This is a genomic window from Micromonospora sp. NPDC000089 (genome assembly GCF_042899365.1).
Classification (GTDB): Bacteria; Actinomycetota; Actinomycetes; order Mycobacteriales; family Micromonosporaceae; genus Micromonospora.
This window is the reverse complement of sequence record NZ_JBIAZT010000012.1, coordinates 169,615-182,550: the sequence shown is the minus strand read 5'-3', so window position 1 is coordinate 182,550 and position 12,936 is coordinate 169,615. Positions and strand designations below refer to the sequence as shown.

9 protein-coding genes are annotated in these 12,936 nt (G+C 73.6%); 1 reads left to right on the top strand and 8 read right to left on the bottom strand.

The genetic code is table 11. The features are described from left to right. Positions 1-14: 14 nt before the first annotated feature. The 8 genes from ACFY3U_RS21510 to ACFY3U_RS21475 form a co-directional block, all read right to left on the bottom strand. Positions 15-977 carry a 3-oxoacyl-[acyl-carrier-protein] synthase III C-terminal domain-containing protein gene (locus ACFY3U_RS21510; RefSeq protein WP_387204395.1) on the bottom strand — a complete coding sequence of 321 codons (963 nt, stop codon included), beginning with the start codon at positions 975-977 and terminating at the stop codon, positions 15-17. Then, a complete protein-coding gene (locus tag ACFY3U_RS21505; protein WP_387204392.1) occupies positions 974-2,083 on the bottom strand; it encodes an acyl-CoA dehydrogenase family protein in 1,110 nt (369 codons plus the stop codon). Before ACFY3U_RS21505 ends, ACFY3U_RS21510 begins: the two co-directional genes overlap by 4 nt. Beyond that, positions 2,076-2,357 (bottom strand): acyl carrier protein, encoded by a 282-nt coding sequence (locus ACFY3U_RS21500; protein ID WP_387204389.1) that lies wholly within the window; start codon positions 2,355-2,357, stop codon positions 2,076-2,078. Before ACFY3U_RS21500 ends, ACFY3U_RS21505 begins: the two co-directional genes overlap by 8 nt. Then, positions 2,354-3,202, bottom strand: coding sequence for a 3-hydroxyacyl-CoA dehydrogenase family protein (locus ACFY3U_RS21495; RefSeq protein WP_387204386.1), 849 nt, complete (start codon positions 3,200-3,202; stop codon positions 2,354-2,356). Before ACFY3U_RS21495 ends, ACFY3U_RS21500 begins: the two co-directional genes overlap by 4 nt. Then, positions 3,199-6,630 (bottom strand): thioester reductase domain-containing protein, encoded by a 3,432-nt coding sequence (locus tag ACFY3U_RS21490; protein ID WP_387204383.1) that lies wholly within the window; start codon positions 6,628-6,630, stop codon positions 3,199-3,201. The genes ACFY3U_RS21495 and ACFY3U_RS21490 overlap by 4 nt, the downstream gene beginning before the upstream one ends. Continuing rightward, entirely contained in the window at positions 6,627-6,962 is a 336-nt protein-coding gene (locus ACFY3U_RS21485) for an acyl carrier protein (protein ID WP_387204380.1), read from the bottom strand. The genes ACFY3U_RS21490 and ACFY3U_RS21485 overlap by 4 nt, the downstream gene beginning before the upstream one ends. Beyond that, complete coding sequence (locus ACFY3U_RS21480) at positions 6,959-9,916, bottom strand: condensation domain-containing protein (protein ID WP_387204377.1); 2,958 nt, start codon at positions 9,914-9,916, stop codon at positions 6,959-6,961. The genes ACFY3U_RS21485 and ACFY3U_RS21480 overlap by 4 nt, the downstream gene beginning before the upstream one ends. 73 nt (positions 9,917-9,989) lie before the next feature. Next, positions 9,990-11,765 carry a non-ribosomal peptide synthetase gene (locus ACFY3U_RS21475; RefSeq protein WP_387204374.1) on the bottom strand — a complete coding sequence of 592 codons (1,776 nt, stop codon included), beginning with the start codon at positions 11,763-11,765 and terminating at the stop codon, positions 9,990-9,992. Positions 11,766-12,363: 598 nt separating this feature from the next. Between ACFY3U_RS21475 and ACFY3U_RS21470 the strand changes: the two genes are divergently transcribed. Next, a complete protein-coding gene (locus ACFY3U_RS21470) occupies positions 12,364-12,840 on the top strand; it encodes a flavin reductase family protein (RefSeq protein ID WP_387204372.1) in 477 nt (158 codons plus the stop codon). The last annotated feature ends 96 nt before the right edge of the window (positions 12,841-12,936 follow it).

Sequence of the window (12,936 nt, the reverse complement as noted above, 5' to 3'; positions counted from 1 at the left end):
TGTCGTTCCCTCCGTCAGATGTGCCAGACCGTGGCGGCCCAGGCGGCCACGGGGCTGTTGTTGAGAACCAGGACGTGGTCGCCGGCGGCGACGTCGCCGCCGGCGAGAAGCCGATCCAGGTTGAGCACGACGTCCATGGCGCCGAGATGGCCGTGCTCGACGAGCTGGCGCCGACAGACCGGGTGGATGGGCAGCCCGAGCAGGGACTGGTAGAAGCCGTATGCGCTCGCCGTGACGTTCTGCATCAGGGTCGCCGCGACGTCGGCCTTGCCGATCCCGGCGTCGGCGAGGACGGCGTCGACCATCCGGCCGAGCCGTTGCCGGCTGTGCAGCGCCAACTCGAACCGGTACCGGTCGGGAGACCGGCACTCCTCGCGCCACTCGTACCAGGGGGACTGCTTGTAGTCCACCCCGAACAGGTCGTGGAACGCGCCGTCGCTCTCCTGCCGGTGCGCCACCAGGGCCGGTCGACCGCCCCGGACCATGGTCATCGCGTACCCGCCGTCGCCGATCACCGTCACCGGGTAGCGCACCCGGTCCAGCGCGGTGGGGCGACTGGCGTGCGCGATCAGCACACTCTCCCGGGCCGGGTCGGCGACCAGGAGGTCCCGGGCCAGCGCCCAGGCGGCGCTGGAGCCGGTACAACCCAGGCCGTCCAGGGTGAACGCGAACGCGCGGGCGAAGCCGCCGTCGGACTGCAGCCGTGCCGAGTCGGAGCCGAGCAAAACGTCCGGCGCACGCGACCCCACCATGATCAGCACGTCCGGGTCCAGCGGCGTCGCCTTGCCCAACTCCTGACAGGCCTGGACGGCGAAGTCGGTGGTGGGCGCGTCCGGGAACACGCCGACCCGGTCGATCCCGCAGGTCTCCAGGAACTCGCGTTCCTCCGTCCGCAGCGAGTCCACCTCGGGCAGCTGGGCGACGGGAGTGGAATCCTCCGGCAGGACGCAGCGGACGGCGCCGATGCCCACGGTCATGACCAGACCGCCAGCGCGTGGTCGGCCAGCATCAGCTGGGACACCTCGTTGCTCCCCTCGATGAGTTCCATGAGCTTGGCGTCCCGGTACGCGCGGGCCACCGGGTGCCCGTCGCGGCTGCCGGCGGACGCGAGGACCTGCACCGCCGCGCTGGCCCCGGTCGCGGCTCGGGTGGCGGCGAAATGTTTGGCCAGCACGGCGGCGGTGACCAGGTCGGGTGAGCGGGCGTCCCAGCACCTGCTGGCGTGCTCGCACAGTCGGGTCGCGGCCTGCTCGGCGACCGTCAACTCCGCCAGGTGACGCCGGACGAGCTGGTGGGACGAGAGGGGGACGCCGCCCTGGGTCCGGGTGGCGGCGTGCCGGGCCGCCTCGGACAGGCAGCTCCGCAGGATTCCCACGCATCCCCAGGCCACCGAGACCCGGCCGTAGGTCAGCGCCGTGGCGGCGATCAACCCGAGCGGCATGGCCGCCCCACCGAGCAACGCCTCCCTCGGCAGGCGTACGCCGTCGAGGCGCACGTCGGCGTGGCCGGCCGCGCGGCAGCCCAGCGGGTCGGGCACCCGCTCGACGCGTACGCCCGGCGCATCCGTCGGCACCAGCACCGCGGCCGCCTCGTCGCCGAACCGGCCGAACACCACCAGCAGGTCGGCGTAGCTGCCGACGGTGATCCACACCTTCCGCCCGTCGACCCGAAGGCCGTCGCCGTCCTCGCTGATGCGGGTGCTCATCGCGGACAGGTCGCTGCCCGCGTCGGGCTCGCTGAATGCCACGCCGGCCAGGCTGCCGCCGGTCAGCGCTGCCAGCTGGGTACGCCGCTGGTCGGCCGACCCCAGCCGCAGGACGGTCCACGCCGCCATGCCCTGGGAGGTGAGGACGCTGCGCAGCGAGCTGCACCGGGCCCCGGTGCGGGCGGTCAGCTCGCCGTTGTCCAGGCTGGACAGGCCGAGCCCGCCGTACCGCTGCGGGACCTGCGCGCAGAGCACCCCCTTGCCGCCCAGCTCCCGCAGGGTCTCCGTCGGCAGCAGGCCGGTCCGGTCCCAGGTCTCCGCGCGGTCACCGACGGCCTCGGCGACCAGCGCCGTCGCCTCGGCCCACGGCTCAGTCATCGGAATCGTCACGCAGCCGCAGTACCAGCTCGGTCATCCGGTCGACCGTCCGGAAGTTGTCGAGCCGGAGATCGGGACCCCCGACCGTGACGTCGAAGGTCGACTCGATGTGCACCACCAGCTCCAGCGCGAACAGCGACGAGACCAGACCGGCGGCGAAGATGTCCAGATCCGGCGCGACCTCGCGTTTGGTCTGCCGCTCCAGGAACCCGGTGAGCTGCTCGCGGACGGATGCCGGGCCGAGGACGTGCCGGCCGGTGATCGATGACGTCACTTGGTCCCCCTGTGCTCGTAGAAGCCCCGCCCGGTCTTGCGGCCGAGGTCGCCGTTGGCGACCTTGGCCACCAGCAGCGCGGACGGTTCGTATCCCTGGTCACCGGTGCGGTCCCGGAGGACCCGCAGCGAGTCGACGACGTTGTCCAGACCGATGAGGTCGGCGGTGGCCAACGGCCCGGTGCGGTGCCCGAGGCAGCCGGTGAACAGCGCGTCGATCTCCTCCGGCGTGGCCAGCCCCTCGTCCGCGATACGGGCAACCTCGTTGATCATCCGTTGCAGCACCCGGTTGATCACGAAACCCGGCCCGTCCCCGACCACCACGGCCTCCCGGCCGAGGGCGGCCAGGAAGTCCCGGGTGACGGCCAGCGCGGCGGCTGAGCTGCGCGGCCCGCGGATCACCTCGACGGTTCTGATCAGGTACGGCGGGTTCATGAAGTGGGCGCCGACGGTGCGTTCCGGGTGGACGACCGCCCCGGCCAGCTCGTCCACCGGGATGGCGGAGGTGTTGGTGAGCACCAGCACCTCGGGGCCGATCAGGGTGGAGACCTCGGCGAGCACCTTCGCCTTGACGTCGGGGAGCTCGGTGACGGCCTCGACGACCACATCGGCCCCGCCGACGTCGGCGAGCTCCACGGTGGTGCGCAGCTCACCCGGGTCCGTGCCGGTCTGCGCCCCCATCAGCCGGGCCAGCCGCAGATGGCGGTTGACCTCGGCACGGGCCCGCTCCAGCACGGCCTGGTCGAGGTCGACCAGGGTGACCGGCAGACCGTGACCGAGGGCGAGCGCGGCGATCGCGCTGCCCATCACTCCGGCCCCCAGTACGGCGACCTGTCGCTGTTTCATACCCGCTCCTCGATCGGGGTGACGTCGTCACCGGGCGTTCCGGCCAGTTGGGGCAGGAGCGCGGCGAACTCCGGGTGGCGTTCGGCCAGGAAGGCCAGGCCTCGGCGCAGTTGCTCGGGGGTGACGGCGGCGGAGACGCCCTGCCGGCGCAGCCAGGACTGCCAGCCGCGGACCTGCACGTCGTCCTCGGCCAGCTCGTGACCCTCCAGTTCGTAGAGCGCCACGGCCGACATCACCTCGCTGCCGGTGTCCAACGCCCGCTCGGCGACCCGCCGCTGCCACTGCGGCAACGGCATCGGCTCGGTCGGCAGACCGGCCCGGCCGAGCATGTCGAACAGCTCCCGGGTGCTGACGGAGCGCTCGTCGGCCAGGTGGTAGACCCGGCCGGCCGAGGACGGCGACAGCGCCAACGAGACGATCGCCCGGGCGACCACGTCGACCGGCGAGACCGGCTCGGCCCGCTCGTCGGTGGGGTGGGCGCCGACGGCGAGGCCGCTGGCCAGCATCCGCCAGACAAGATCCTTGTGGTTGCAGGCGCCGGTGTCCCGGGCCGCCATGATCAGGCCGGGCCGGAACACCCGGCCGCGTACGCCGACCTCCTCGGCCTTCTCCAGCAGCCGCTCGCCGACCCACTTGCTGACCCCGTAGCCGCCGAGGTCGGCGTGCAACGGCTGCTTGCGGGTCTCCAAGCGGGTCCCGGCGGTGCCCGAGCCGGCCCCGGTGGCGGCCAGGGTCGACACGTAGCTGAAGTCGCGGATGCCGTGCCGGCACATCCAGTTCAGCAGGTCGGTCATCGGCAGGACGTTGTCCTCCCGCAGCGTCCGGTACGGCTCGGTGAAGACCACCCGGGCCGCGCAGTGCAGCACGTGCCCGACCTGCTCGGCGAGCTCGCCGCCCAGCTCGACGGCACCCGCGCCGGCGAAGTCCCGCAGGTCCGCCGGGACCACCCGGACCAGGTCCGGATCCGGGGCGGGCAGGGCCAGCCGGGCCGCGGCCTCCCGCAACCGCCGCATGCCCGCCTGTGCGTCCGGCGCCCGCACCACGCAGTGCACGCGGCTCCGCCCGGCCCGCTGCAACTCGTGCAACAGGAAGGCGCCCAGGTAGCCCGCCGCTCCGGTGAGCAGCACGTCCCGGCCCGGCGCGCGCCGCTCGGCCATCGGCCCGATCGGCAAGGCCAGGTCGGCGTCGATCAGGGCGCCGTCCCGGTCGGCGGCGGCCTCGCGGTCGGTGCTCACGCCGGCCCGGACGATCTCGGCGAGACGGCGTACCGTGGCCCGGCTGCCGCCGGCCCGGTGCAGGTTGATCAGGACGCCGTACTGCTGCTGGATCCGCAGCGCCATCTGCACCGACAGCAGCGAGGTACCGCCCAGCACGCCGAACTCGTCGTCCGGCCGGACGTCCCCCCGGTCGAACAGCTCCCGCCAGATGCCGGCGACGCTCTCCTCGATCGAGTCCCCCGCCGTCGCCGTCGCCGTCGCCGTCGCCACCGCGACGGGCGCGGGTTGCCGGCGGAAGACGTCGAGGTGGTCCAGCGGCCAGTACCGCTTGCGCTGGAACGGGTACGTCGGCAGACGCAGCCGCCGCCCCCGGTCGCCGGCGACCGACTCCCAGTCCACCTGCACGCCGTGCAGCCAGGCCGTGCTCAGGGCCTCGTCCCAGCCGTCCTCCCCGGCGCGCACCAGGACGCCCCGCGAGTCGGCCGGGCTCACGTCCCCACCGGTCCCCTCCAGCACCACCGCGTACCGGTCGCCGGCGAGGTCGAGCCGGTCGACCACGGCCGCCCCGGGCAGCGCCGCGCGCGCCGCCTCCAGCCTGCCGGGCGCCACCTGCCCGCCCGCCACCAGGACCGCGGTGCGGTGAGCGGCCCGGACGGTACGGACGGCCGGCGGGCGGGGCAGCCGCAGCGCCGCCGCGAGCCGGTCGGCCGGGGCGGTCACCACCCGCCGCTCCTCGAAGTCCGCCCGCCCCACCCGGAGGGTGTACGCGACGTCAGACGCCTGCCCGGGATCGGCGTCCAGCCGGTCGGCCAACGCTCGGCACAGGTGATCCAGCTCCACCCGGTTGCGGGCGGAGACGGTCAACCGGACCACCGGCGCCGCCGGGGCGGCCGGCCGACTCGGCGCAGGCGGCGCGGCCAGCACCATCGTGGCGTTGGTACCGCCCACACCCATGGAGTTGACCAGCACCAACCGGTCCGGCTCGGGGCACTCGCGCCGGGCGGTGCCGACGCGGAACGGGCTCTTCTCCAGCTCATCCGGATCGCGAGCCTGTTCGAAGGTCGGATGCGGCGGCAGCGTGCCGGTGCGGGCGACGTGCACGGCCTTGATCAGCCCGGCGATGCCGGCGGCCGGGCCGAGGTGCCCGACGTTGGACATCACCGAGCCGAGACCGCAGTAGCCGACCTCGTCGGTGCTGCGCCGGAACGCCTCGGTCAGAGCCAGCAGTTCGATGTGGTCCCCCAACGGCGTGCCGGTGCCGTGGGCTTCGACGTACCGGACCTGGTCGGCGGAGACCCCGGCGACCGACAGCGCCGCGGAGATCACGTCCGCCACCCCGTCGAGGTTCGGGGCGGCGTAACCGAGGCGGGCGCCGCCGTCGTTGCCCACCGCCGACCCGCGCAGCACGGCCAGCACCGGGTTGCCGTCGGCGAGCGCGTCGGCCAGCCGACGCAGGGCCACCACCCCGACCCCGGAGCTGTACGTGGTGCCGCTGCTGCTCGCGTCGAAGGACCGGACGTAGCCGTCCTCGGAGACCCAGGCCCCGGGGATCGGCTGGTAACCGAGCAGCGGCTCCACGACGGTCGCGCCGCCGGCGAGCACCACGTCGCACTCGCCGGACAGCAGGCTCAGCATCCCGTAGTGCACCGCGTAGAGCGAGGAGGAGCAGCCGGTCTGGACGCTGACCGACGGCCCACGCAGACCGAGCTTGTAGGCCGTCCGCGAGGTCATGAAGTCGGCCTGCCCGCCGACGGTGAGGTCGAGGTCCCCGACCGCGGCGGCCAGGCCGTGGTCGCGGACCTTGGCGGCGAAGACGGCCGCGGAGTAGTTGCCGGCGGCGCTGCTGGCGAAGACGCCGGTCACCAGGCGGTCGGCACCGGGTGCCAGGCCCGCCGACTCCAGCGCCTCCCAGCAGGACTCCAGGAAGATGCGCTGCTGCGGGTCGATCGCGTCGACCTCCCGGGGGGTGTAGCCGAAGAAGTCGGCTGCGAAGTCGGCCACCCCCGGCAGGGTCGCGCCGACCCGCACGAAGCCCGGCTGCCGGGTCTCCTGCTCGGTGTGACCGGCCGCGCGAAGCTGCTCGTCGGTCAACTCACGGATGGACACCACGCCGGTGTCGATGTTGCGCCAGTACTGCTCGGGGTTCCAGGCGTCGGGGAAGCGGCAGGCCACCCCCACGACGGCGATGTCGGTGTCGGAGATCTCGGTCATGACGGGCGAGGCACCTCCGTGGTGCGAGCCCGGCCGAGCAGGGCCCGGCGCTGGCTGGCGCCGGTCACCGCCTGCCGCGACTGCTCTTCGACACCGGCCAGCAGCCTGGCCTGGGCCCGGATCGTGGCGTGCTGGAACAGGTCGGACACCCGCAACGACCGCTCGGTGAGCGGTTGCAGGTCCTCCCAGAGCATGATGAGCAGCAGCGAGCTGCCGCCGGCCTCGAGGAAGTTCTGGTCCGGGTCGAGACCGTCCTGATCATCGACATCGAGCACCTCGGCCCAGGCGGCCCTGACCCGGTCGAGCAGTTGGTCCTCCGTCAGGGTGGTCAATGTCCCTCCAGTGGTCGAGCGGTGGGCTGCCGGATGAGGTCGTCCGCCGCGGTGGTGATCGCGTACAGGACCCTGCGTGCGGTGGCGGGGTCGAACAGGGCGGCGGAGTACACGAGCTCCCACCGCAGGTCCTGCCGCCGGTCGACCACGGTGAGCTCAAGTTCGTACTTGAGGTGCAGCGGTTCGAGGGGGCGGAGCGCGGCAACGACGTCCGGCCCGAGGTCGGGAGGGTTCAGTTCACCGTCCTCAGCGCTCAGGTAGACCGGTGTCACCGGCGGTCGACCCAGGTCGCGGTCGGGGTGCAGCGCGGCGGCGACCGCGTCGAACGGCGCCGTGGAGTGCCGGAAGCTGAGGTGGGCGGCGTCCCGTACCCGTGCCAGCAGCTCCTGCCAGGTCGGCTCGCCGGTGGCGTCGGCGCGCAACACGAGCGTTTCGATGAACAGGCCCACGGCGTCGGCGCTGCGCTCCCCTGTTCGCTGCGACCAGGGAAAGGCGTACAGAAAGTCCCGCTGGCCGCCGATCCGGGCCAACGCCACCGCCAGCAGCGCGGCGGAGACCATGAACATGGTGCAGCCGGTGTCGGCGGCGACCTTGCGTAGCTGGTCCGCGCGGGCCGGATCGAGGCCACCCACCAGCCGGCCCGCCAGGGTGTCCTGGGTGTCGCCGCGCCCTCGGTCGTGCGGCAGGACGACGTCCACCGGCGCGCCGGCGAGCGCCTGCACCACCGCCCGTGTGTCGGCTCGCGCGACGTCGTCGGGATCGGTGTGGGCGGCCGCCGCGACCGGCTCGGCGAGCCGCTCACCCCGGTACGCCGCACCGATCTGCCGCATCAGCAGCTGCCGCGACCAGCCGTCGAAGACGATGTGGTGCACGACGACCACCAGGGTGACGCCGCGCCGACCACGGTCCAGCAGGTGGGCCCGGGCGGGGGCCTCCCGCGCCAGGTCGAAGCCGGCCCAGCTGAACTCCCGTACGGCCTCGGACACCTGCTCGTCGGTCCAGTCGGCGGCGTCCACCAGGGTGACGTCACCGGCCGGGCCGTCCGTCCGGTAGTGGACCCGCCGCTGCCGGCGGTCGAGCTGGAACCGGGCCCGTAGCGCCGGATGCCGGGACAGCACGGTCCGCACGGCGGCGCGCAGCCGCGGCACGTCGACCTGGCCGGCGACGTCCACCACGGTGGGGACCAGGTACGCCGGTCGCAGCCAGGGCAGCCGGTCGACGGACCAGAAGCGTTGCTGTGCCGGGCTGGTGACCTGCCTGCCGTCGCCGTCCGCGGGCGGCGGCGCGGTCGTCGCCGGTGGATCCGCCAGCAGCCGGGCCAGCCCGGCCACCGTCGGGTCGGCCAGGAACTCCCGGGCGGCCAGGACGACCGCGTCCTCGCGTTCGATCCGGCGCAGCATGGTGAGGACCAGCAGAGAATGTCCGCCGCAGGCGAAGAAGTCGGTGGCCGGGGTCAGTCTCGCTGCGAACCCGTCCGGCGGCTCGTCGAGAAGGTCGGTCAGCGCCGCGGCGAAGTGCCCGGCGGCGCGGCGCACCGCCGCGTCGGGTGGCACGGGCGCCGCCGCGCCCGTCACGGGCACCGGTGGCGTCGCGGCCGGGCCGACCACCGTCCGGTCCGGGCCGAAGCGGGCCAACTCCGCCAGCGGTACGGTGAACCGCTCCCGCACGGTCCCCAGCAGTCCGAGGTACGCCTCGGCCAACCCCGCCACCACCGTCCGGGGATAGCGGGCCAGGTCGTACTCCCAGCGGGCGTACCACCCGTCGGCGCGTTCCTCGACGGTGAGCATCAGGTCGAACTTGGCGGTCCCGTTGGGCAGCACCTCGGGCAGCGCCCAGCGCACCGGTACGTCCGGACCGGGCACCGGGAAGTTCTGCAGGGCGAAGGCGACCTCGACCAGTTCGGTGCGCGCCGCGGCGGTGAGCCGGTGGTACGGCAGGCGCTGGTAGAGCAGGGAACGGAACGCCTCGTCCCGGGCCGAGGCGCACAACGTCGCGAACGTGCCGGCCCCGGTCACCCGGGCGCGCAGCGGCACCGTGTTGACGAAGAAGCCCACCACGTCGTTGGCCGCCGGACCGGGCCGGTTGGCGGCGATCACCCCGTAACGGAAGCTGTCGCGACCGGACCACAGGCTCAGCACCACCTGGAACGCGGCGCCGAACAGCACGAAGGGGGTGAGCCGGTGGGCCGCGGCCAGGCCGGTGAGGTCGGACCAGAGCCCGGCGGGCAGGGGGGTGACCACCTCGCCGCCGTCTCGCCGCACCGCGCGACCCGGCGCAGGAGGCAACGCCCCGGCCAGGGTGAGACCGGGCCCGACGGCGAGCAGTTCGTCCGCCCGCGCCGCCACCGCGGCGCGCGCGTCCGGTCGACACCCCGCCTCCCGGTCGCGCCGCGCCAGGTCGACGAAGCGGGTCGGGACGGCGGGCAGGTTGGGCGGCCGACCGGCGGCGCAGTCCGCGTAGGCCACCGCGAGGTCGGCGCAGAGCCGGCCCATGGACCAGCCGTCGAAGGCGATGTGGTGCAGGACCAGCAGCACCGCGTCCCCGCCGCTGAGGCCGACGAACGCGGCACATCGCAGCACGTCGCCGGTGGACAGGTCGAGCGGCGCGGTGCAGAGGTGGCGTACCTCGTCCTCGACCGAGGCCCAGGACCCGCCGGGAGCGCGGACCACCCGGACCGGCACCGTGGCCGCCGGTGTGACGAACTGCTCCGGTTCGTCGCCCCGCAACCGGAAACCGGTCCGCAGCGGTTCGTGCCGGGCCACCACCGCGGTCAGCGCCGCGCCCAGCACGTCCGGGTCGACCCGGCCCTGCCAGCGCAGCAGCACGGGTACGAGGTAGGTGGCCGCGCCGGGGGCGGCGGCGTCGATGAGCCACAACCGCTCCTGCGCGAACGACAGCGGGCCGCACGCCGGGGTGTCGGTCTCCGGGGCGAGCCGGGCCGTACGGGTGTCCACTCGGGTTCCTCTCGTCGTCACCTGTGGCCGCCGAGGTCGCCCCGATGGACGGCCGCGTGAGCCGGCTGGTTGGTCACCGGGGGTGCGCGAGCGCGAGCCTGAGTTGGTCGGCGAGCTGGGCGAACGACTCGGACAGCAGCACGTCGTGGGGCTCGGCCCGGACGCCGAGGCGGTCCTGGAGCCGCCCGGCGAGCTGGACCGCCATGATGGAGTTGCCGCCCATCTCCAGGAAGTTGCGGGTCGGGGTGGGGTCGCTGCCGACCACGTCCCGCCAGATCACCCGCAGGGCGGCGGTCACCGGATCGCTCTGCGACCCGGGCCCGTCCTCGGGCCCGACCGGGTCGGGGGCCGCGGCGCCCGCGCCCGCCTCGGCCAGGAGCCGGGCGATCGCGGCCCGGTCCACCTTGCCGGTCGGTCCGATCGGGGGCCGGGTAAGCGTGATCCACCGCGAGGGCAGCATGTAGTCGGGGAGCCGCTCGGCCAGCCGGCGGGTCAGCTCGGTCGGATCCAGCGACCCGCCCGCCGGTACGACAGCCGCGGCGAGCAGCGCCTGCGGTCCCTCGCCGAGCTTCTCCGCGTACGCCGCCTCCGCCAGGCCGGTAGCGGTGAGGGCGAGTTCGATCTCGTCGAGCTCGATCCGGAAGCCCCGGATCTTCACCTGGCGGTCCCGCCGGCCCAGCACCTCGAAGAGTCCGTCGGGAAGTCGGCGGGCCAGGTCGCCGGAGCGGTAGAACCGGTCCTCGCCGTCCGGGGTGGTGACGAACCGCTCGGCGGTCAGGTCGGGGCGGCCCAGGTAGCCCAGGGCGACGCCGGGACCGCCGATGCACAGCTCGCCCACCTCGCCGGAAGCGACCTCGGCAAGATCGGGGCCGAGCACCCGAAGGCTGGTGCGCTGCAGGGGAACGCCGATCGGTACCCGGTCCCGGTCGGCGAGGCTCTCCGGCGTGCAGTCGTGGTACGCGGCGAAGGTGGTGGTCTCGGTCGGGCCGTACCCGTTGACCAGCCGTGCCGGCGGAGAGCCGGCGAGGACCCGCCGCACGGCGGCGAGATCGAGCTGCTCGCCGCCGACGATGACGGTACCGACCGTCCGCAGCGCGGTCGGACGTTCCCGGGCGATCAGGTGAAACAGCGACGTGGTCAGGAACAGCGCGTCGATCGACAGTTCCTCCAACCGGGCCGTCCACTCGTCCAGCGGCTGGTCGGTGACCGCGGGCAGGGGCACCACGCAGCCCCCGGCGGCGAGCGCGCCCCAGACCTCGAACGTGCTGGCGTCGAACGCCGGATTCGAGGTGTGCGCCACCCGGTCACCGGGGTTGACGGTGCAGAAGCGCGGCTCGACCACGAGGCGGGCCACCGCCCGGTGCGGGACCACGACCCCCTTCGGCAGGCCGGTCGAGCCGGACGTGAACATGAGGTAGACCGGGTCGTCCGGGCCGATCAGGCCGGTGGCCGGGACGCCGGGGCCGGCCGGGACGCCGGGGCCGGCCGGGACGCCGGGGCCGGCCGGGGCGACCCGACGGGCGTCGCCGAGCCACGGCTCATCGTGATCGGCGATCACGACGGACACGTCGGCGGCGTCCAGCGCCTGTCGCACCCGGTGCGCCGGCGCGGCCGGGTCGACCGGCAGGTACGCCGCGCCGGCACGCGCCACCGCGAGCATCGCCACGACCAGCGACCGGCCGCGCGGCAGCGAGAGGGCGACCACCGCACGGCGGGCGACACCCTGCTCGCGGAGGCGGGCGGCCAGCATTCCGGACGACTGCCACAATTGCGCGTAACTGAGCGCTTCTCCGCCGATCGGATCGAGAACGGCGGTGCTCTGCGGCCGACTGTCGACCCAGCGCTCCACGAGCGCCGGAACAGATTGCGAACGTGCTGGTGGCACTGCATTTCCCCTTGGAGGCGTCGACTACGGCGAATGGGGGCACAGTCAGGAATGCGCCGCCCACCGGCCGATGTCAGCACGCTACCAGGCGACCACGAGGCGTGATTGTGATGCACGCCACACCTTGCCGACCAGCCGCCCAGGGCCGAATCAGCCTCGTCGCACTGGGCCTCGGGGGATCTGCCGGCTCGGCCGGGCGTTGCCGCACGTCGATGGCTGAGGCAGAAGTTCGCGTCTTATTACCAATGTTTAGACTACCGGCGGTATCGGGCCGATCGGACAGCCAACCGCGCTTCACCGCATCCACGGCGCGCACTCGACCCCGAAATCGGGTTATCATCACCGCCAGCTTCTTTCACCAGGCGCCGCCAGCCTCCGACAGTTACCCAACTCATCCTCGAATTGTTCGCTGTGGCCGGCATCATCCCGGACGAATGCGGACTTCACCTGCGGTTGCGTCACTTTCTCAGGCCAGCCGGCCGATCGCCGCGAACCCACCGCCTGGCGACCGTGAGCCGGCTGCGAACGGGAGGACAGGCTCGTGCAGCTACCCGCCTCAACGGTGGAACCCGACCAGTTCCGCCGCGTCCTGGGCCACTTCGCCACGGGCATCACCACCGTGACCGCCCTCGATCCGGCATCGAACCGACCGGTCGGGCTGACCGTGAACTCGTTCGTGTCGGTCTCGCTCCGTCCTCCGCTGGTCTCCTTCTGCGTCAGCCGAGACAGCGGGAGTTGGCCGCTCATGCGCGCCGCCGACCGGCTCTGCGTCAACATTCTCGGCGTCGAGCAGCGGGGCGTCTGCCGCCGGATGGCCACCTCGGGAGTGGACCGCTTCCACGGCCTCGACTGGCAGTTGTCCCCCGGTGGTGCGCCGGTGCTGGCCGGGGTGGTGGCCTGGATCGAGGGCTCCGTGGACGCCGAACACGAGGCCGGCGACCACGTCATCGTGGTGCTGCGGGTGCACCACCTGCACGACGGGACGGGCGTTGAGCCCCTGCTGTTCCTCCGTGGCCGGTACGGCCGCTTCGCCTGCTGAACGCTCGGCGCGCTGCGCCGACGCCGTCGCCGCCGAAGGCACGGCGCGTACGGGTGACCGGCCCGCGCTCCCGCCACCGGCGAGGCCGTCGCGCTC